The following is a 21,741-nucleotide window of genomic DNA, read 5'->3' on the forward strand; positions in this document are numbered from 1 at the left end:
TCAGATTTAAACAACAGTTTTTACTTTATCAAATTCAGCTAACACGGCTTCATCTGACTGCTTACTAAATACATTCACTATCGCTATGGTTAAAGAACTCACTATAAATCCAGGAACAATTTCGTACATGACAGAACTCATCGCTTTGCCATCACTAAGAACAGGCAGATAAATCCACAATAAAACAACAACCGCGCCACTCACAATTCCCGCTATTGCCGCTTTATGGGTTAAATTTTTGCTATACAAACTAAATAACACTAAAGGGCCAAACGCAGCGCCAAAGCCAGCCCAGGCATTGCTGACTAAGGACAAAATTGAACTAGATTGATCAAATGCCAATAGCAAAGCAACGACAGATACTCCTGCAACACCGAAGCGGCCTAACATAACTACTTTGTCGTCTGACAGTGATTTTTTGCTTATCACTCGATATATATCTTCCGTTAACGAACTTGCAGAAACTAAAAGCTGAGATGAAATAGTACTCATAATGGCGGCTAAAATTGCAGCCAACAAAAAGCCGCTAATTAAGGGGTGAAACAACAACTGCGACAACACAATAAAGATGGTTTCAGGGTCGTCCAATGCTAAAGAAAATTGATTCGCATAAGCCACACCAACAAAACCAGTAAACAAAGCACCAATCAAAGTAACAAGCATCCACGACATGCCAATATTTCTAGCAATACTGACATCGGCTACCGAACGAATCGCCATAAAACGTACGATAATATGAGGTTGACCAAAATACCCGAGCCCCCAACTTAAGGTTGAAACAAGCCCGACAAGGGTTAACGATTCGACGCTAGCAGAAAATGGGGGTATAGATTCAAATGCAGCACTCGACACTTGTGCACCAGAATCGAACTCTAAATAGGCCACTAAAGGCACAAGTATAAGTGCAACGAACATGATGCAGCCTTGAACAAAATCAGTCAGGCTAACCGCTAAAAAACCACCTAGTAATGTATAACAAACTACAACGCCTAAGGTCACAAACAAGCCGAATTGATAACTTAATCCAAAAGCACTTTCGAATAACTTTCCGCCTGCGACCAAGCCTGAAGAAGTGTAAAGGGTAAAAAATAAAACAATAATGACTGCAGACACCATACGAACACCGAGTTTATTATTACCAAAACGGTTGGCAAAAAATTCGGGAAGCGTAAGAGAATTGTTCGCAATTTCTGTGTATACACGTAGTTTCGGAGCAACATAAATATAATTAGCACATGCGCCTATCACAAGACCAATACCGATGTACATTGCGTCAAAGCCCGATACGAACATGGCACCGGGTAATCCCATTAACATCCAGCCGCTCATATCAGAAGCTCCAGCAGACAAAGCGGTAACCTGAGGATTTACGTTGCGTCCACCCAAAAGATAGCCAGAAATGTCATTGGTAGATTTACGATAGGCAAATAAACCAATGCCTAACATAACTGCAAAGTAAACGCCTAATGAGATATAGCTCTCGATTGTCATGGGATAACAAGACCTTGAATTTTAATTATTTTGAGAGCACATAAGAACAAGCTCAGTACACAATGTCAATTGACTAATATGACTATTCACTAACTGTCGCTTGTTCCCAGCTGAACGGTGCGTACTCAGGAAAAACAAGATGACTGTCTGTTCCTGTTTCACTCGCTTCTTTTGTTAATTTGATGATGTCTTTTTGCAACGCTAAACGAAAACGCCTTACTTCTTTCCAAAGTGAAGCAAATTCGTCGGGCGCTTCTCCGGCGTCGCTTTGCGCCAGCATTGGAGAGATTTTTGCGTAAGCTCGAGTAAGCTTTTCAGTTTGTTTACTAGCAAACGCGTTAATAGCGTTAAACGTCTCTTTTTTCAATTCAACATTGCTATCTAATTGAAACCGCTCATCTGAAAAATAATCTAGGTAATCTTCTAGGCTAATACTTGCTGCGAACGCCCAAATATCCATAGACTCGCCATTTAACAACTGCTCTGATTTTGGCTCGATTACCATTACCGTTGGCGTGGCAAAATAAGACGGATAACCAAATCGTTGCGTGATGTCTCGACGATCTTGTAAATACCCCACATCAATAAATACGGTGTGGTATTTATTCTCAATAACATCGAATAGCTTTTCATTAGAAAAACGAGATGCAAGTCCTCGGCTATCATGACACCACTGTGCTCCAAGCACTAGAAGAAGTAGTTTATTTTGCTGTATTGCCTCATTTAGCGCCTCATTTACATCAACCATTGGGTTTACAACAGGATTAAAAGTAAACTGCTCTAAAACAGCATGACTGTCGCCATCTGCATAGACTTGAAAAGTCAAAAGCGCCGAACACATTCCTGATAACAAAAAGATAATCCTAATAAAACCTTTACTACTCACGCCTTTCTCCTTTGTTATTTACCATCGGCTCGCTGCAATTTTATCTGAGTCTTTAGCGTCAACCCAAATAGCTTTACCATCCATCCACTCTTTTTTCCAAAGTGGTACAGATTGTTTTAGTACGTCCATAGTATACATTGCCGCATCAAACGCAGATTGTCTGTGATGCGATGCTGCCCCAACCCATACAATAGGTTCATGATTTTCGATTTTGCCGACACGGTGTACAACAACCAGTCGGAGGCAATGAAACTTGGCTCTACTTTTATTCGCTAATTCTTGCAGTGCATTTTCTGTCATACCAGGGTAATGCTCAAGCTCTAACCCATCTAACTTGCCTTTCACATTAAAATCACGCACAAACCCGGTAAATGTGACAGATGCCCCAGCCCCGCCCAAATCGGCATTGAAGTCGCTATTGAGCTGATTTAAATCCAATGAGGAAAACGTCAGGTGACTATTCAAATCTACCCACCTGTGACGGGCGGGAAAAAAGCAATTTCATCGCCGTAGTTAATAGTATGAGTACCATCTACCATGGTCTGATTACACGCCATTACTACAGGCCCAGATAAAGCCAAGGCAAAGTTATCTCCTTTAGCTTCGATTCTGCGCTTTAATTCATCTAAGGTTTCATTGTCGGTAATAGTTTCCGTTATCTCGTCTAATCCTATCTGCTCCCTAACTAAGGCGAAAAACTTAATAATGACTGTGTTCTTATTTTCGGTCATAGTCACTTTTACCTCCGCGCTTTTTAACTAAGGTCACCTTTTCTATCACCATTTTTTTGTCTATGGCTTTGCACATGTCATATAAGGTCAGTAAGGCAACATTAACACCTGTTAAGGCTTCCATTTCCACACCCGTTTGACCGCTCAACTTACACAAACAAGACACACTGATACCGTTAGTTTCTAAAGAAAATTGAATATCAACTTTACTTAACGCTAGCGGATGGCAAAGAGGAATTAAATCGGCACAACGTTTGGCCCCTTGAATACCCGCAATACGTGCGACTGCTAATACGTCACCTTTTTTTAAGCTTTGCTGTTTTATAGCCATTACCGTTTCAGGCGCCATAGAGATAAAGCCACTTGCAATGGCTTCACGATGACTCACAGGCTTGTCTGACACATCTACCATAGAGGCGTTACCCTGTGCATCTATATGAGTAAAATCACTCATAGGTGATGCACAAAATTGCAAGGTTTATGCTCGCTATCTAATTGTTCTTTTAAAATTTTTGTCCATGCTGTTTTACATGCTCCAGTAGAGCCTGGTAAACAAAAAAGCAAGGTTTTATTTGCAAAGCCTGCGAGCGCTCTAGATTGAATAGTAGAGGTGCCAATTTCTTCAAAACTGATTTGACGAAACAACTCACCAAATCCATCTATATTTTTGTCGAATAACACGCTTAACGCTTCTGGTGTAGAGTCTCGGCCACTAAAGCCGGTACCGCCAGTAACTAATACAGTTTGTACTTCTGGATCCGCTATCCACTTTGATATTATTGCTCGTAAAACATAAACATCATCCTTTACCAGATCTCTAGCGACTACTTTGTGGTTCGCCTCTAATGCAGCCGAAACTAAATAATCGCCTGATTTATCGGTATCTAACGATCGCGTATCGGAAACAGTAAGTACCGCGATGTTAAGTGAGTTTGTATATTCTGTACTCATAGTATCCATCTTTCTCTTATAAAATGACTAATGATATTACCTATAATGTACACCTTCATCACCATGGCCTTCAATCACAAAACGGTATTAACCTTATTTACTCAGTTTTTCAGCAGACGCCCAACACCATTAATTAATCACGTTTTTAATAACCAATCCACAGGAGGTAGTTCACTCTTGTAGGAATTTGGGGTTGATTCACCTCCTTCCCTTCTTAGTTGCCAACCAATTAGTAAATAAATTGTATTATTGGTCTGCCAATTACTTTTTTTAACCCGTTAAATCCACTGCAAAACGTCACATCCTAATAACGATCAAATGATAAATTCCATCAAAATCAAGGTTTAACATAATTGGTAAACCAGAATAAAAGACTATTTAAAGCGCCTCAACAAAAACATAACCCAATGATTTTAAAGGATTATTGTTTATTAAACTTGGTTAACCTTTTCTATTACCAAGACTCACCTCAAATAAAACCTACAAAAAAACAACAACTAACACGATATTCACAACAAAAATAAACAAATTGGTAACATTTAATTGTAAACCACTTGTAAATATATTATAACTATAAGTGAAAAGTGTAACAATATTTGAATTTTTAATTTACAAGCAATACACCCTGAACCGTAGTAAAAAAGATAATTAAGGAAACCACAGTGATGAATAATAGAAAATTCCATCTCTCAGCGATTAGCGCGGCCGTTTTATCAATTACAGGACTTGCCTCAACGAATCTTTACGCTCAAGAAGCTCCAACCGGCGAAGAAGAACAGCTCGTCGAAATTGTAGAAGTAACAGGTATCCGTTCAGCACTGGCAGGAGCCTTAGCAGAAAAAAGAAGTTCCAGTAAATTGGTTGAAGTTATTTTAGCCGAAGATATCGGAAAACTGCCAGACCAAAACTTAGCGGAAGTATTAGAAAACGTTACCGGTATTCAAATCACCCGTACTGCAGGTGTTGGTACTGGCGTTCAAATTCGTGGTACTAACGATAACAGAACACTTATTAACGGTGTTTCTACCGTTAGCTCAAGCACCGCAAGACAAGGAATAAGTTTTGAAGATTTGAACCCTGCGATTATTGCTGGGGTAGAAGTAACCAAGTCTCCTGATGCGAAAAGCATTGAAGGCTCAGTAGGTGGTATTGTAAATTTACGCACTATTCGCCCATTACAACTCACAGAAACCTTGGGTTCAATTCGTATTCAAGGTGAAGACAGTAGTTTAACTACTGATGGTGTACAGCCTCGATTATCTGGAGCCTTTGGTAAAAATTGGGATACCGATTCCGGTAAATTTGGCTTTGTAATCAGTGGAAGTTATACAGAACAAGATGTTTCATCTTTCAGGCCTCGTGTAGATCGCGATGGTGGCCTGGTAGAAAATGTAAATGCAGAAGTTATACGATTAAATAGTGATGGAGAACCTGTTGTTCAAGATGTTGCCCCCGTAGCACAAGATTTCGATTTCGTGGGTGTACAATTCTTAAACCAGGAACTAGAAAATTTTGAGTTCGAAACAAAGAACCTTTCAACATCATTTGAATATGCGCCAAATGACAACTTGAAATTCTTCTTCGATACATTGATTACTCGTCAAGAACAACGTCAAGACAGTACTCGAGTTCAAGCATCAGGCATCAGTGCATTTCGTGATACTAGTTTGCCGACCGCTTTTGAAACTGTTGATTTTGGCTCTTTAGATGGCCGAGACTTAGGCAGTATACAAGTAGCAACACAAGGCACAATTGAGCCTAATTTAAGCGTTGATGACGACGATCCAAACTTGCGTTTTAACAGTGATACAAATGGCCGTGTTACCGATACAGAGCTTTTCCGAATTGGTGGCGAATGGCAAGGTGATAACTGGGCAATCAGTGCGGAAATATCAACTGCGCAATCTGATAGCGAATTTCCACAATTGAACACCCAATTAAATTTCATAAACCCAAATGCGCCGTTAGACGGACTGGATGAATTTGGAAATACTACTGCCAGTACAAGTAACGACAACGCCGTTCCATTTATTTACGACTTAACTGGTGGCGATTTAACATTTGGTATTAACTTTGATTCGCCTTTCGCACCGACTGTTGAACAACTACTTGACCCTAATAATGTTGTGTTAGACCAAGTTGATATCAGTGCAAGCACTCTTGAAAACAGTGATGATGCATTTCGTGTAGATTTCACTTACTTCTTTGATATTCCAGTACTGACATCTGTGGATTTTGGTTACCGTTACAATAAGACAGAGAATGAAGTTGTGTCAGTCAGTGATCGTATTGGCGGGTTTAGTCGATTAGTTGATAGTCCTAATGGTTCTCTTTTTGAGGAGTTATTAGTTGCTGGACCTAGTAACTTTGGCGATGCCGACGGGAGAGAATTGGCACTTAGAAATTTCCTAATTGTCGACCCAGATCGCGCATTTGACGACCAGGAAGGTGTATTGGCAATATTAGAAGATGCAATACGTCAACATGGCGGTAATCAAGATTTTGCCAACTTTACTCCAAACGCCAATGCCTCATTTAATATCGAAGAAGAAACTCATGCTCTGTACGCTCAAGCGAATTTTGAAGCCGGTATTGTAAGAGGCAGCATTGGTGCTCGTTACATTGAAACTGACACTGATTCGTTGGGTAACACCACAATTGATGGCGTTATTTCTCCTGTTGTTACTTCTGGTACCTATGATTTCTTTTTACCTCGTGTAAACATTATCGTAGAGCCTCATGAAGATGTTGTATTGCGTTTTGGCGCAGGTAAAGATATTAACCGTCCAGACTTCAGTTTCTTAAATTCATCTGTAACTTTCGGCACCAACGAAAATGCAGCGCTGAATATAGGAAACCCAGAGTTAGCGCCTGAAGAGGTGGTATCATTTGATATTTCTGCTGAATGGTATTTTGCGCCAGGTGCATTTGTCAGTGTGGGTTACTTTGAAAAAGAACGTACTAATATCTTCGTGCAACAGATAGATTCAGCTGAGGTGTTTGCAAGTGGCTTTAGAGACACTGACCCTAGCTGCCCAGGTGGTGGTGTATTCAACCCATTAGCACAACCTAATGTATTTGGCCCAGATGGTGCACCAAATGGCCTTTGTGTTGATGCGAATACACGCCTAAATGACCCTGAAGAAACAACGCAAAGCGGCGTAGAAGTAGCTTTCCAATACGATTTATCAAGCTTTGAAGATAAATTAGGTTGGGCGTCAGGTTTTGGTGTTATCGCTAACTTTACCGTTCAAGATTTTGAAGGTGGTTCACTTACAAATAGCTCTGCGACTCGCGGTACTGATATTTTCAACGCCATAAACGGTGTTTACGATATTAGAGAATTTGAAACAATTGAAGCAGTACAAGGTTTAGTTGATTTCTCTGAAACTGCCTACAATGCAACAATATTCTATGATAAGTACGGTTTATCAGCACGTGTACGTTATACATGGCGTGAAGCATTCCGAACCTTTGATACGGCAGCGGGCGCTTCAACTAATAGTACCTTGGGTTTCCCTGTTGTCACTCATGACCGTGGCCAGCTAAATGCAAGTGTGACTTATGACGTGAATGAAAACCTTAATATTGGCATTGAAGCGATTAACTTAACTGAATCTGACATAACCCAATCTTGTGTTAATGAAGATGCATTACTTTGCTTCCAGGGTTTAACTGACCGAAGAATTACTTTCGGTGGTACTTACCGCTTTTAAGTAATACTCAAATCAATATAAAAACCTCAGCTTTGCTGGGGTTTTTTATTTTATGGGCTGTCTTACCCTAGTAATCCGTTTTTTATGAGTGTATAAATCTAATTGAATTAACATTCACCCAACGACTTCAACTAGTCCAATCAATAGCGCTGTTATACATTACATGAAATTCGATTTAAAACGTTACGATAGGCAAATTGCCCTCCCCCAAATAGATTTAGATGGTCAAGAGGCATTAGCTAATTCTCATGTTGTTATTGTTGGCCTTGGCGGTTTAGGGTGTGCAGCAGCACAATCACTTGCCTTGATGGGCGTTAACAACCTTACTTTGATTGACCCAGATACAATAGACAAATCGAATTTAGCTCGACAAAGTTTATATACGGAGGATGATATCGGTTGTTATAAAGTCGATGTTGCCAAACAGAAATTGGTAAATTTCAACCCAACAATCGAAATTCAGTCTTTTTCTACTGAATTTAAACAAGAATATTTACATGATGTACCTTTAGCTAAACCCAGCCTCGTTATTGATTGCACAGATAACCTCAACACTCGGCTATTCGTAAATGCGGCATGTAAATCACAACTGGTCCCACTGATTACTGGCGCCGCAATACGGTTTGAAGGCATGGTTGCCTGTATCTCCCCTGAGGAGGATGCACCTTGTTATGAATGCTTATCAAAAGTATGGCCAGATCCCAATGAATCTTGCGTCGAACGTGGCATTTTCGGTCCCGTGGTTACAATTATAGGGCACTATCAAGCCATGCTTGCAGGGCAATTAATTGTGGGTTTAAAAACCCCTCCGCCTGGTGAGGTTCAATTTTTCGATGGTTTAAATCATACATGGCGTACAATGCGCTTTAACCAATCGCAGCTCTGTAGTCTTTGTACAAAATCACTATGAACAAAAACTTAACTAAACAACATATTAGCGTTGCGCAAAATGCATCTGGCCGAAATTTAAATGTGCCTGTTTACACAATCACAGACAATATACCCGGACCAAAAGTGTATATTCAAAGCAGTATTCATGGTTCTGAAGTACAAGGTAATGTGGTTATTCATCACCTTATACAAGCGCTAAAAGAAGAAACCATTTACGGCGAAATAGTACTGGTCCCCAATTGTAATCCAGTCGGAACTAACATAAAAGCAGGCGAATATACCCTTGGCCGTTTCGATCCGGTTAATGGTACAAATTGGAACAGAGGCTATTTTTACGATCCACAACTCGTTGATGAATTCACTGAAACCATCACACCTGAAGAATCCCTAGACTCAATCAAGCAAAGGTTTCGTTTGCTATGGCAACAAGCCATACATGACAAACTCAATCAACCTTGGGGCTTAGGCTTAGCCCAACAGTTAAATTTGCGCTTACAACAATTAGCTAGCGATGCTGACATTGTTTTAGATTTACACACAGGCCCAGTTGCAACACGGCACATTTACATTCCCGAATATGCAAAACAAGCTGCCCATCAATTTTCATTTCCCTATTGTATTTTTATCCCTAACTCCTTTGCTGGAGCACTCGACGAAGCGAGCTTTTGTCCCTGGTGGACATTGGCATTAACTTTAGAGCAACGCTTTGATAGAAAAGTTAAATTTGAGGTAGAAGCTTTTACTTTAGAGCTTGGTAGCCAGGAAACTCTCAACTTTAATCAAGGAAAAAAAGACGCCCAAAATATTCTGGGTTATTTAGCCGCAAAAGGTGTTTTAAACGCCACCCAATTTATGCCTCAGTCGATCACTCGTTATGGCGTGGAGCTAGAAAACTACAAAGTCTTATACACTGATTTTGGTGGCATGGTTGATTACCAAGCTAAACTCGGCAAGGTAGTAAAAAAAGGCCAAACTATGGCTAAAATACTCAATATTGATGATATGGACAATGAAAAAGCCATGCAAACGTTACGGGCACCTTGCGACTTAATCCCTATATTGCACTTCCCTTCAGCATCGGTGTTAAGCGGTACCCAACTGTTCAAGTGCTTCACCCAGTTCTACGAACTGGGTTAGCATTACAATAAAATTTAAATAGGTGAGCCTGGGGGCATAGGTTGAGGCTGGTAATCCACAGGCCACTCCCCTGTTTTCCAAAACACGTCAAAGTGGCGCTTTAACACTAATATTTCATGTTTAGGGTAACCACTTTTTCCGCCTTTTTTATCTAACCACGTATCAAGTTCAGACAGCGACAAAGTCAACATTTGACTTGCTTCTGGAGAAAGCTGCTTATCTTTAATTGCGTTCAGCACACTGTACAACGAAACCCATCTTAAACGAGCTGACAGCGGATCACTAGAGTAGCTCTTCCAATGTGTATTTAAAATCATCTCTGCCACTTCTTGAACGGTAGGGATATCCCCATCATATCCATGCTGTAAACTTAAACGGTTAAGTCTTTCTGGGTGTAAAGTAAGGTTCAGCGATGCATACGCAGCAGCCTCTGCAGCTGTTAATGGATCAAATGCTCTACCTGTTCGAGACGCAAAATCTTCTCTAGACGCTTGGTCACCATAAGCAAAGGGAGGTATAAGATTTACAATAGTATCAGGAATACGTAAAAACTCTGCTGTGGAGGCTTGTACTAATCGAGACAATGCTTGTGTTTGTATATCAGCAGAAACAAAGCTAATGCCGACAAGCTCCTTTTCTGCTAGCTTTTCCTCATAGCTATAATTAACGCCACCTAGCTGTTTAGCTATCGCATCAAGCTGGTAACGATGCAGTAAATAAATAGGGATCAGTTTATGAGTTAATGAGGACGCATTTTCTCCCACTGCAAGCGTGTTAGTGCCCATTGTACTCAATGCTATTTTTCTTACATTAGCTAAGTGATCGAATTCCTTAATTGGATCGGCGCCGTTATCCCACAAATGACCATCTGATGTACTATGGCGCCCTTGGCGGCTGTCAGGATCAGATTTATATGCAATCCCTGAATTTAGAATGGCTTTTAAAGAATGTTCAACGCCTTTGCTTTCGTCATCATTGGTACCGTGGTCTTGGTAACCATAGGCAATAACCAACTTGTCCCACTCTCCAATGCCATGAGCATAGGCATCATCTAATGATATTTCGCCATCACTTATTCCTATCTTAGGATGTGGATAATCCATCACTGATGCTCTACCAAACTCACTAGCGGCAAAGTTATGTGCCAGTCCTAACGTGTGACCAACTTCATGAGCCGACAATTGCCTAATACGATCCAACGCCATATTTTTTTGCTTTTCTGTATCATAAGGCGGCTTTTTGAACGGACTCGTAAGCCCAAGAGCGATAAGGTAATCTTGACGGACCCTAAGTGATCCTAGCGTAACATGGCCTTTAATCAATTCACCTGTACGAGGATCCACAACAGACGTACCGTACGACCAGCCTCTTGTAGCTCTGTGTACCCATTGAATCACGTTATACCTTACATCCATTGGGTCTGCATCAGCGGGAAGAACTTTTACCTGAAAAGCATTTTTGTAACCCGCAGCAGAAAACGCTTGATCCCACCACTGTGCTCCTTCTTTTAAGGCAGACAAAACAGGCTCTGGAATACCCGGGTCAAGGTAATAGACTATAGGCTCAACTGCTTCACTAACCTCAGCTTGAGGATTTTTCTTTTTAAGGCGATGACGAACAATGACTTGTTGTTCAATATTGTCTGTAATTGGCGCGCTGTAGTCGTAATAACTGTGTTCCCAAAACCCTGACATTGGGTTAAATACGCGCGGAACATAATTGTCATCAGGTAAGGCAATAAAAGAATGGTGCAAATGCACAGTAATGCTAATAGGATCGGGAGTAACTTGACGAACATAGCGACCTGGCGATGTACCTTTGAAGGTAACAACCGCTTCTAGTTCTGTATTGCGCTCAAAGCTTTTTGTTCGTTTTGAAAATACCGCACTACGGGTTTTATCAACGCTAAAACTTCCTTGCTCAGTGTTTTTCAATCGTGTTTGAATACCGTGAACATCAGATAATAAGTAATCGGTATAATCAATTAAAATAAAGTCGGAATCTTCTGATTTTATTTCAAATCCAGCAATAACTGAGTCAGCAAACGCTTCATCAACACTTTGTTTTTCCGCTTCATTTTTTGCACTAGCGCGGTAGCCCGTATTTTTTTGGGTAAGTAGTACTTTATTGCCATAACGAACAAACTCTACCAGCCTTGTGTCGCCAAGCTGGCCTCGATCTAAGCCAATGTCATTTGAACCAACACCTCTGGGTAAACTTGTTTGAAAGATATACTCTGCGCCTGTTTTTGGGATACTAAGCAAGACCTTTCCCGTTTTGTCAGAGTAATGTAAGTCTAATAATCCCGACTGAGTTTCCATCTCCTCTACCATAGATAAACGATTTTCGTCTTGTGACGCACTCAGTTCTGATACGCTCAGAAAAAGGCTTATTAGCAAAAAATATTGCATTAAAGGCCTTTTTATCTTTCCTGGTTTTATACCAACCATAATTGTATTTCCTGTTATTTATTATTATCTGCTTGTTTTTTCAGTACCCAACAACACTCAACGTACTCGCATAGAGTTTATCTAAGTTAATAGGCTTTAGACGCAGTAATACCAAAATGAAATGTAGCCCCTGAAATTCTCGTACCAAAACATGCTGTAACCATAGCAATAATATTTACATTATAATTAATGCTTACATAAATATTCGAAGGCGCCTCAGCATAGCGAGAAAAACATCATTGCTCAATCCAGAGCTTAAACCTATTCTCCTTTCGAGCCCATGTTTATAAGGGACTGAGGTAATATTCCCACTTTATCGCAAAAAACAACGCATTCAACGAATTAGTACACAGTGGAAATTCAAAAATCACCTCGCACACAGCTCGTAGTATATGGATGTGCGTTATAGAGACTTTCTAGTATAATTAATGAACGAAGGTAAAAATCACAAAATAAATTGTGGTAACCATAAAGAAAAAAAGTACATTTTGTTAACTCGCCATCAAAGACTTACTCAAGTACAAGTTTGCTATACTAACTAATAGTAATAAGTAAGCTTTAAGAAAAACGACATTATTTGGTATTAACATTTTTTAATTAAATGCCGATAACGACACCTAGCTCGTCTCATCATAAACGAATAAAATGTTTCTAATGCGATTATTAAAGTGACAGAAAAAAATAGAAAAAACAATAATTTATATCATTCTGTATTTAAAACCCTAAGTTTATTAGTGTTTTGGATAATTGCCGTTGGCATATTAAATAATATTTTAGCGAAAGAACTCGCAAGCTACCCTCAAATTATAAACATTGCAGGTAAACAACGAATGTTAAGTCAAAAAGCGGCTTACATTGCAGTGTTTAAACTGAATGAAGAGATGCAAAAAAAAGAATTTAACGCTGTTAAACAAGAGTTAATCGACAACCACCATTTTCTTACTCGAAACTTAAAAACCAATGAACTATTTTTGTTTTATTCGAAGCAGGAAATTGGTGATAAGTTAATAAACTATTTAGATTTACTCGAGAACTACAGCCCTATTTTAAATAGTCTTAGCGATAACCACAGCGTTGTAGATAAAGAACTAGAATACATATATAACCAATCACAAGACTTACTACAAATACTCGATCAAGCGGTCTCGACATTTGAAAATGCAAGTATACTTTCCGCCAAAAGAATATTTGCGTATCGAATCATTTTAGCCTTGTTAACTGTAGGAATAATGTTCTTACTTTACTATGTGATTTTAGCAAAGGCATTACGCAGTAATACACACGACGTTTTGTTAAAAGATAAAACCATTTTGCGCTTTAAAAAACTGTTTGACTACAGCCACGAAGGCTTAGTTATTTTAGATGATAACTGGAATGTTCAACACGCAAATCAATCAGCAAAAACCATATTAATGGAACATAATCCAGAATTTACTATTGACAACTTTTTGCAAAATACACTCAGCGAAGAGTTAAAAATCGGCATTCTTGAAAAAGTAAAAAAGGAAGGTAAATGGGAAGGTCAGTTCACTTCGCCCATCCAACAGAATAACGTATTTTTCCTTAGTATTTTTCAAATAAAAGGCGAGCAACAGCAAGAAGATTTGTATGGCGCGACGGTACGAGACATTTCCGAGTTAAAACAAAAAGAGAATGACTTGCACAACCTAGCTTTATTTGACGGCCTAACAGGGTTAGCTAATAGGCCGAATATCATTGAAAAAATCCGACTTGCTTGCGTATCACCAGATGAAGACCAATTTGCAGTTTTGTTTTTAGACTTAGATGGCTTTAAGCAAATCAACGATGGCTATGGGCACGAAATAGGCGACCGTTTACTTGCAGAAGTCGCTAGTAGACTCAACCAAGTGGTTAAAAAAAGCGATCTTGTTGCACGCTTAGGCGGCGACGAATTCGTTATAATGGCAAAAAACATAAACGATAAGAACTGCCTTATATCAATGTCTCAGCGCATATTAAAAGCATTTGAAAGTCCGTTATCATGTGTTGATTATAAACTGCAAACAACTTTGAGTATTGGTATTAGCCTATACCCTGAAGATGCTGAAAATCCGATTGATTTGCTAAAAAAAGCTGACTTAGCGATGTACTCATCTAAACAAAAAGGTAAAAACCAATTTTACTTTTTCAATTCAGCTATGGAGCTTTATCTTCAAGAACGGTTCTCGTTTGAGGAAGACTTAAAATACGGCCTTTTAAACAACGAGTTTTATCAAGTTTTTCAACCAATAATAGATACCAGCTCACAGAAGGTAATTGGGTGTGAGGCACTACTGCGCTGGAACAGTTCGCGCAGAAGCATGGTTTCGCCTGCCAGTTTCATTCCTATGTGCGAGTCGCTAAATTTAGTGCATCTTGTAGACGAGTTTGTATTTGATAAGAGCATAGAAGTATTGAATGTGTTGCCTCCGCATCTTTATTACGCCATCAACTTACCTGCAACTCATCTATATAATACGATAATGCTAGAAAACTTCTTAAAGCAATTATCATCCGTAAAAAATAAGAAAAGAATTATATTTGAAATTACCGAAACAAGCCTAATTAAAGACATAACGCGGTCTATTAAAATTGTTAAATTAATTAGAAATTGTGGATTTTCTGTAGCAATTGATGATTTTGGAACCGGTTATACTTCATTACACAATATTAAAATGCTTGATTTTGATATTATCAAATTAGATAGAACGTTTATTAGAGATTTAACTACTGATTCCCGTTCCAAAAGTATTGTTCAAGCCATGGTCAAATTAGCTCACGACATGAACATGAAAATCGTTGCTGAGGGTGTAGAAGATAAAGTGACTGATGAATATCTTCAAAGTATTTCATGCGACTGTAGCCAAGGCTTTTACCACTCTAAACCTTTATCTTTGTCAGATTTACAATATTTTATAAATCACGAAATCAATCTATAAACATTTAAAACCACCAATACCTTCATTGTCAGTTTATTTAACACTTGACGAAAAAGTAATGTTTCATTCCTAGCGTGTGCTTGCAGTGCTTTGTAAAGCTCTAATCTAGGTTGGCACTCTAACTCCTTATTTCTTTTGTGCCGCTTGGCGTCTCGCTGCTAAATATTAAATTTCTTATGCTTATATGAATACCGTTTATTTGTCTTTTTACATGCATTGTAAAGTGTCAGTTTTTTTTACAAAAAAACAAACTGGTCAAAAAAGATACACATAACTAATTGTAAAATTTATCATTTTTATTTTGGCCTAAGTTATGCTTGAGAAATATTGATATTTTTACAAAAAAAATTCTATTTAAGGATAACTAACATGAGCAAAAATAATAAACTTGCACTGGCCGCAGTATTAAGTGCCTTTGCTTTTGTAGGGTCTGTATCAGCGGCATCTATATCGTTCGGCGGAGTGGATGCTTCAGATTCATCAGGGTTAACAAGTCAGTTTATTGACCCTAGTGACGCACAAGGAACAAATGGTTTTTTCATTGAAACCTTTGACGGCCCCTTTGGTGATGTGTCGTTTAATGACCCGTCAGATGACCCAGATTTTGGCTTTGACAACGAGTGTTCCATTAATTCTATCGTCGGTGCCAGTCCTGTTGGATTAACAGCTGATTCTGACAACTTTGGAGTTAGAGCTGGATCTATTTCAGGTGTTGCTGCTGCCCCTGCTGAAGATGAAACCTGTTTTGGTTATGTATCTAACGGCGGCGTAGGTTCGGCTTCAATTGAGTTTGATTACTCAAACTTACTTGCTGCTAACAACGATACGGGTATCACCTATTTAGGATTTTATTGGGGATCTGTAGACACATTTAATAACTTTGAATTCTTTTCTGGTGGTGTACTCGTAGATAGCATTTCTGGTCCTGAATTACTTGCCGCATTAGATGGAACCTCTGGCGACCAGCTAGATCCTGGCTCAAATGCATACGTGAATATCAACTTTTCATTTGCTGAAGCATTCGATACCTTGGTCTTGACTACCACTGGAGTTGCAACTGAATTTGACAATATTGTTATCGGATTGAGTCTACGCCCAGTATCAGCACCAGCGACTATAGCGTTACTTGCGTGCAGCATGCTACTACTTAGTCTTCGTTCTCGATTCCGTAAATAGGATCACGTTTCGTATAAACAATTTAAAATCCCACAATTTAATTGTGGGATTTTTTATTTAAGCCTTCCGCAAGTCCAGACATGCGCACATGAGTTTGACTTAAACTGTTTGTGAATGCCCTTTCTGACGAAATAATACCAAGCTTACTTTTTGCTCTTGTTATCGCAGTGTAGATAAGTGCTTTAGAAACAATTTTGCTACTTTGTTCACTGACTTGAGTATCATCAGGAATAATTAACCTAGGTGAATCAAACTCCGAGCCTTGGGATTTATGAATGGTCATTACAAAAGCCGATTCCACATTGGGTAAGCGCGACAACGCAATTTGCTTATACTGACCTTCTCCGGCTTCAAAAAACGCACTTAAGACATTACGACTGTTAGTCCATACCAAACCAAGATCACCATTAAACAAACCACTACCCGCATGATTTTCCGTTACCATAATGACACGGCCTTTATAATGAAAAAGCATAGCATTGCTGCTTTTATCAGAATTCGACAACAGGGTTCTATTGTGTGAAAACACCCATTGCTCAATACATTGATTCAAGCTCTCTACGCCCCAATCGCCTTTGCGAAAAGGCGTTAACCAACGGTTTTTCTTTATTACAGAAAAAGCTTCGTTCAACGAGTTCGCACGTGTAATCGATTCAAAATCATCAATTGCCAATGGCTTTATTACGTCAGTAGTCGGTTTTGCTTTGCTCCATTCTAGGCAGGGTGCGGCTGATAAAATCGATACTGCTTTGGCTTTATTACCCTGTAAACATGCAGTGGAAAAATCTTTAAGTTCACCAGAAAAACGACGAGCGGTTGCTAGGGTAACCAAGGCTTCCGTACTCGATAATCCAATTACAACATCACTTAATATATTTCCAGCTTCCACTGACGGTAATTGTTCTGCATCGCCCATTAATATTAATCGTGTGTTGCTTGATACCGCTCTCAGTAAGCGCGCGAGCAACGCGGAATCAATCATAGACGCTTCATCTACCAACAATACATCGCAATGTAATGGGTTATCTTTGTTATAACGAGCTTGCACACTGGCTTTCTTCAACCCCAATAAACGGTGCAATGTCATCGCATCTGGAACTACAAGACCATCCATAGGTAAAACTTTCGATGCCGCTAAAAACGACTCTGTTAATCTTTGCGCAGCTTTCCCCGTAGGTGCAGCTAATTTCACAGACAACGGAGTATCGCCGCCATATAACAAGCCCAGTAAACACAACACACGGGCAGCGGTATAGGTTTTTCCCGTACCTGGTCCACCATTAATAACAAGGGTGGAATGCATAGCGCCTTTTAATGCGGCTTCTTGCTGTTTATCTGTTAAATTAAAACTAAATTCAGCGTCATTAAACAACTGAGGCCAGGCTTGCTGACAAGCAACTTGCTGCTCATTAGATAAAATAGCGCTATCTCGCTGCAACCTCTGTGCTAACCCTTCAATAATGTCTTGTTCAAAATGCCAATACCGCTGAAAATAAAAGCGTTGCTCTTGATAAACAAAACATTTATCGGGCATAAAGGCTAAACATGCCTTTAGCATTGCGTCTAAATAATGTATATCCGGTAATGTAATGCCTTTTAGCTCTTGGTCGCTGCCACCAGCGTCATCAAACCAAGTACTCATGGCTATTGAAGGAATGTGTAAACAGGTATGGCCGTCACGTAATGCCGCACTTGCCACGGCCACTAGGTTAAAAAAATCGTCTTTGTAGTTAACGGCATCGGTTTCTTTCAACTTATTGGCAAAATTCGCTGCCAATAGTCCATCAATCGCCAATAACGACGGGGTCTTTTTATGCTTTTCCTGATAAAGCTGATGAGACGCATCTAACCAATTCATTACTGTGTCTCCCCAGCAAAAATGCCATCTAGATTACGCACCACCTGAGCTGAAATAGGCAATAATGCAATACCTTCATTTTGGGTATTGTCGGCACTCATTCCTCTTAAATAAAGGTAAATTGCACCGCCAAAATGTAATTCTGGATCGTAGTCTGGTAACGACTTTTCTAAATACCTATGCAATGCAACACTGTATATGAGCGCTTGAATATCGTAATTATGCTCTATCATGTTAAGCGCTATTTTATCTGGCGAATAACTCGCTATAGTATTCCCCATAAAGGTAGATTTATAATCTGCGACATAGAATTTACCTTCGAATTCAAAAATCAAATCAATAAAACCATGCATCATGCCGTCTAAATCTGGCATTGGCTGATGTCGCGCCCTTTGTTCTTGTCGAAGATCGCGAATAATAGTGATGAAATCAGGCAAATTAACAGCATTTAGCGGATAATAAAATTCAGCTTCTTTTAATGTTTGATTTAACGCTAAGGTATTCAAACACAATGTAGCGCCAGACTTTAGTTGAATGGGCATGGCTAAAGCATCATCTAACCACGATAATACAGCTGGAATATTCTCCTCACTTTCAACCCCTCCAATACATTCTTGAGCTTGTTGTAACCATTCATCAGAACTAAAGTCTTTATGCTCTAACACATCGTGCAACACGTTGCCCGGCCCAGCGCCTTTGGGAAAGGTAAACCTTGAAGCAGTGGTAGAGATTTCATCGTCAATATTGAATACCAATTCATCGGCTCTCGCCCGTCGCCAATGATTGTCGGTCAATAATAGGCCGCTAAACGACAACAGTCGCCACATGCTGGTATTGATAGATGACGGCGCAGGTGCAATTAAATCAGAGGAACACGCCCTCTGCTTTTCACTTAGCTTTTGCTGGTATTGTTTTTGACCTTCAATATACGTACATGCTGCATTGCTATCGCAAAAAGCATTAATTGCAGATTGCCAATTATCTTCATTCCCTACGCTTAACGCTCTTCCTACCGCGCTACGAGCTGATTTATCAAAAGGTGATATAAGTAAATAACATCGGTGCATAGCGCGAGTTACCGCAACATAAAAAAGCCGCATGGCTTCAGCTTCACCTTCTCGAATCATCTTTTCGTGTATTTCACTGGTATCGCCAATCTGCTGTACTACTTGTCCCTTGCTATCATCATAGTAACGACAAAGGATCGCAGTGCTGTTACCCGCTTTTGATGCGTCTTTGTAGTCACTGATAAATGGAATAAATACAATGGGGTATTCTAAGCCTTTCGACTTGTGTTGAGTGACAATTTGAACGGCGTTCTCGTCTTTTTCCAAACGTTGAATACTGCTGTCATCGTTTGATTTAGGGTCTTCAATACGCTCTGCTAACCACATCAATAATTTTTCGGGAGAGCCCACGCCGTTTTGCTCGGACTGAGCTTGCAACAATTCCGCTAAATGCTGGTAATTGGTTAAAATTCTTTCCGCGCTTTCACCATTTAACAATAAATAGTCGTCAATCAATACTTGCAACAGCGGTAATACCCCTTGGTTTACCCAAATACGCTTTAATTTAGTAAACTCAACAAATATGTCGTCCCATGCACTGTCGTTGTCCTCTACATATAAATGGTGCTGTTGCGCTGCACTCTGCCCCAACAAATCCACCGTGGTCGCCGCACGCACAAAATTATGCTGTGTATTGTGAAATATACCCCTTAACACAATTAATAGATTATAGGCTTCAAGACTTGCGTAAACGCTTTTTTGATTACTTAAATAAACGTGGGTAATACCAGCCCGACGCAGTGCCGTTGCAACTGACGACGCTTCATTTGCGCTTCGAACCAAGATTGCAATATCTTTACTTTGTACAGCCTCATCACCCAGTCTGGTTTGCTTAAATAAACGAAGGATCTCACTCGCTAGCCATTCAGATTGACTCCGCCTATATTCAGCCTTGGTGACTTTCTCTTTACCCTCACTATCGCCATCGCAATACACAAATTGCATAGCGCTGACATGAGTGTTTTCATCCCTTAACGGTGCATTATTTGCTTTTGCACTGGGTGCATGAGCCACCGGCAAGTAGGCAATATTAAAATCGAAATCAGCTTGGTTAAAGATCCCATTGTATGCAGTAATAGTGTCTTTTGTACTACGCCAATTGGTGTCCATATGCCAACGATAATTGGCTTGTTCGCTGGCCTTTAAGTACGTAAAAATATCCCCTCCCCTAAAACCATAAATAGCTTGTTTAGGGTCGCCAATCATCATTAATGTGCTGCTATTTTGTTTATTTGTATAAATATGCGCGAGCAAACGATATTGAGCATCATCAGTATCTTGAAACTCATCCACTAAGGCTACTGGGTACTTCGCTTCCAATTCACTGGCAAGACTCGGGTTTTGTTCTACAGCATCGGCAAGATTAAGTACTAAATCATCGAATTCTAAAATCGAAAAGGTATTTTTATAGGTTTTTATTGTTTGTTTTATCGTTTGAATACCGCTAAACACCAAACTCAATACAGCTTGTTGGTTTGCCTGACGATCTTGGTTTTTGGTCAGTGCATCGAGGCTTTTTTTCACATCATCTTTAAGTGACTTAATCGGCTCCATTAAACTTTTTACACGATCGTTTTTTGAATACCTACGACCATGGATAATGTTATCAACCAACTTACTTTGTTTTTCAGGTACACCAGCGTCGAGCCAGCGACAGAGTTCCGCCCATTCTGCTTCTTGTTCGGTTTCTTTTTTGGGGTCGCTACTTACCAGTTGCGCTTTTAACACATCTTTGTTTTCGCACAGGTGTTGAAAAACGAACTCAAAACGGCCAGAAAATGTATGCTGCAGCGCTTTTTTTGCTTTTTCAGGCTCTGCATCTACGTCTTCTTCGCTTCGACAGAAAACGGGTATAGCAGTGGTGATCCCACGTTCAAATACCCCTTTAAATCCGTCAGGCGTATGCCATCCATATTCAGCTAGTAACAAAAGCTCGTCTGGTTTATTGCGCAAAGACCGCAACCAGTCTTTAATTGCCTGCTCAACATAATCTGTGTTGTCTTGACGCAGCTCTGCTTTAGTACTGACACCAGTGTCGAATGCATAGGTTGCCAAAACTTGTTGGCAAAAACTGTGGATAGTGTAAATAGAGGCTTCGTCGATAACTAAAACCGCGGCCTGAATACGCTGTAAATCTTGTTGTGTGGAAAACTGGTCAAACAACGCCTGATACACAGGGTCATCAATTGCCGTTGCTTCCCCATTAAGCTTTGCGTGCCAAAACTCAATAGCCTCATTCAAGGTCTCAGCCACGCGACCTCGAATTTCTTCGGTTGCAGCCTTTGAAAACGTCATAACCAATATTTGTTCTACTGGTAGGGCTTTTTCTAATAAAGTACGTAAGAATAAACGGGTTATATTGAAAGTTTTACCTGTACCTGCACTGGCTTCAATTAAATGCTTACCTTCTAACGGCAAGGTTACCGGGTTCAATAAATTCATTGGTGC

The 21,741-nt window shown here is 39.8% G+C and carries 14 protein-coding genes; 5 read left to right on the plus strand and 9 right to left on the minus strand.

Annotation, left to right across the window (positions count from 1 at the left end; all coding sequences use genetic code 11):
• Positions 1-6: 6 nt before the first annotated feature.
• From putP to moaB, 6 genes are all read right to left on the minus strand, one after another.
• The gene (gene putP / locus J3L16_RS07985) at positions 7-1,491 is read right to left on the minus strand and encodes a sodium/proline symporter PutP (RefSeq protein ID WP_207612414.1); all 1,485 of its coding nucleotides are present in this window, start codon (positions 1,489-1,491) and stop codon (positions 7-9) included.
• Positions 1,492-1,573: 82 nt separating this feature from the next.
• Positions 1,574-2,377, minus strand: coding sequence for a thioredoxin family protein (locus J3L16_RS07990; protein WP_207612415.1), 804 nt, complete (start codon positions 2,375-2,377; stop codon positions 1,574-1,576).
• Positions 2,378-2,395: 18 nt separating this feature from the next.
• Complete coding sequence (locus tag J3L16_RS07995; protein WP_207612416.1) at positions 2,396-2,842, minus strand: molybdenum cofactor biosynthesis protein MoaE; 447 nt, start codon at positions 2,840-2,842, stop codon at positions 2,396-2,398.
• A 2-nt stretch (positions 2,843-2,844) separates the two neighbouring features.
• Positions 2,845-3,108: a molybdopterin converting factor subunit 1 gene (gene moaD, locus J3L16_RS08000; RefSeq protein ID WP_207612417.1), complete on the minus strand. Its 264-nt coding sequence runs from the start codon at positions 3,106-3,108 to the stop codon at positions 2,845-2,847.
• A complete protein-coding gene (gene moaC, locus J3L16_RS08005; protein WP_207612419.1) occupies positions 3,095-3,562 on the minus strand; it encodes a cyclic pyranopterin monophosphate synthase MoaC in 468 nt (155 codons plus the stop codon). Before moaC ends, moaD begins: the two co-directional genes overlap by 14 nt.
• The gene (gene moaB, locus J3L16_RS08010) at positions 3,559-4,068 is read right to left on the minus strand and encodes a molybdenum cofactor biosynthesis protein B (protein ID WP_207612421.1); all 510 of its coding nucleotides are present in this window, start codon (positions 4,066-4,068) and stop codon (positions 3,559-3,561) included. The genes moaC and moaB overlap by 4 nt, the downstream gene beginning before the upstream one ends.
• Before the next feature lie 656 nt (positions 4,069-4,724).
• Here moaB and J3L16_RS08015 point away from each other — a divergent pair.
• The 3 genes from J3L16_RS08015 to J3L16_RS08025 all read left to right on the plus strand — a co-directional run bounded on the left by J3L16_RS08015 (position 4,725) and on the right by J3L16_RS08025 (position 9,803).
• Positions 4,725-7,775 carry a TonB-dependent receptor gene (locus tag J3L16_RS08015; RefSeq protein WP_207612423.1) on the plus strand — a complete coding sequence of 1,017 codons (3,051 nt, stop codon included), beginning with the start codon at positions 4,725-4,727 and terminating at the stop codon, positions 7,773-7,775.
• A 163-nt stretch (positions 7,776-7,938) separates the two neighbouring features.
• The gene (locus J3L16_RS08020; RefSeq protein WP_207612425.1) at positions 7,939-8,685 is read left to right on the plus strand and encodes a HesA/MoeB/ThiF family protein; all 747 of its coding nucleotides are present in this window, start codon (positions 7,939-7,941) and stop codon (positions 8,683-8,685) included.
• Positions 8,682-9,803, plus strand: coding sequence for a succinylglutamate desuccinylase/aspartoacylase family protein (locus tag J3L16_RS08025; protein WP_207612427.1), 1,122 nt, complete (start codon positions 8,682-8,684; stop codon positions 9,801-9,803). The genes J3L16_RS08020 and J3L16_RS08025 overlap by 4 nt, the downstream gene beginning before the upstream one ends.
• A 14-nt stretch (positions 9,804-9,817) precedes the next feature.
• Here the strand turns inward: J3L16_RS08025 and J3L16_RS08030 are convergent, their stop codons facing one another.
• Positions 9,818-12,214 (minus strand): zinc-dependent metalloprotease, encoded by a 2,397-nt coding sequence (locus J3L16_RS08030; RefSeq protein WP_207612429.1) that lies wholly within the window; start codon positions 12,212-12,214, stop codon positions 9,818-9,820.
• Positions 12,215-12,921: 707 nt separating this feature from the next.
• On the opposite strand from J3L16_RS08030, the gene J3L16_RS08035 reads away from it, so the two are divergent.
• Together J3L16_RS08035 and J3L16_RS08040 are read left to right on the plus strand one after the other, a co-directional pair.
• Positions 12,922-15,192 carry an EAL domain-containing protein gene (locus J3L16_RS08035; protein ID WP_207612431.1) on the plus strand — a complete coding sequence of 757 codons (2,271 nt, stop codon included), beginning with the start codon at positions 12,922-12,924 and terminating at the stop codon, positions 15,190-15,192.
• Positions 15,193-15,561: 369 nt separating this feature from the next.
• Positions 15,562-16,368, plus strand: coding sequence for a PEP-CTERM sorting domain-containing protein (locus tag J3L16_RS08040; RefSeq protein WP_207612433.1), 807 nt, complete (start codon positions 15,562-15,564; stop codon positions 16,366-16,368).
• A 37-nt stretch (positions 16,369-16,405) separates the two neighbouring features.
• Here the strand turns inward: J3L16_RS08040 and recD are convergent, their stop codons facing one another.
• A complete protein-coding gene (recD, locus tag J3L16_RS08045) occupies positions 16,406-18,226 on the minus strand; it encodes an exodeoxyribonuclease V subunit alpha (RefSeq protein WP_207612435.1) in 1,821 nt (606 codons plus the stop codon).
• Positions 18,226-21,735, minus strand: coding sequence for an exodeoxyribonuclease V subunit beta (gene recB / locus J3L16_RS08050; RefSeq protein ID WP_207612437.1), 3,510 nt, complete (start codon positions 21,733-21,735; stop codon positions 18,226-18,228). The genes recD and recB overlap by 1 nt, the downstream gene beginning before the upstream one ends.
• Positions 21,736-21,741: the final 6 nt, after the last annotated feature.

This window comes from Alteromonas sp. 5E99-2, assembly GCF_017368475.1.
GTDB lineage: Bacteria > Pseudomonadota > Gammaproteobacteria > Enterobacterales > Alteromonadaceae > Alteromonas_F.

What these genes read in the sequence shown, in the direction of transcription:
- putP (WP_207612414.1), bottom strand. Translation starts at nt 1,491, where the DNA reads ATGACAATCGAGAGCTATATCTCATTAGGCGTTTACTTTGCAGTTATG.
- moaD (WP_207612417.1), bottom strand. Translation starts at nt 3,108, where the DNA reads ATGACCGAAAATAAGAACACAGTCATTATTAAGTTTTTCGCCTTAGTT.
- moaC (WP_207612419.1), bottom strand. Translation starts at nt 3,562, where the DNA reads ATGAGTGATTTTACTCATATAGATGCACAGGGTAACGCCTCTATGGTA.
- moaB (WP_207612421.1), bottom strand. Translation starts at nt 4,068, where the DNA reads ATGGATACTATGAGTACAGAATATACAAACTCACTTAACATCGCGGTA.
- J3L16_RS08015 (WP_207612423.1), top strand. Translation starts at nt 4,725, where the DNA reads ATGAATAATAGAAAATTCCATCTCTCAGCGATTAGCGCGGCCGTTTTA.
- J3L16_RS08020 (WP_207612425.1), top strand. Translation starts at nt 7,939, where the DNA reads ATGAAATTCGATTTAAAACGTTACGATAGGCAAATTGCCCTCCCCCAA.
- J3L16_RS08025 (WP_207612427.1), top strand. Translation starts at nt 8,682, where the DNA reads ATGAACAAAAACTTAACTAAACAACATATTAGCGTTGCGCAAAATGCA.
- J3L16_RS08030 (WP_207612429.1), bottom strand. Translation starts at nt 12,214, where the DNA reads ATGCAATATTTTTTGCTAATAAGCCTTTTTCTGAGCGTATCAGAACTG.
- J3L16_RS08040 (WP_207612433.1), top strand. Translation starts at nt 15,562, where the DNA reads ATGAGCAAAAATAATAAACTTGCACTGGCCGCAGTATTAAGTGCCTTT.
- recD (WP_207612435.1), bottom strand. Translation starts at nt 18,226, where the DNA reads ATGAATTGGTTAGATGCGTCTCATCAGCTTTATCAGGAAAAGCATAAA.
- recB (WP_207612437.1), bottom strand. Translation starts at nt 21,735, where the DNA reads ATGAATTTATTGAACCCGGTAACCTTGCCGTTAGAAGGTAAGCATTTA.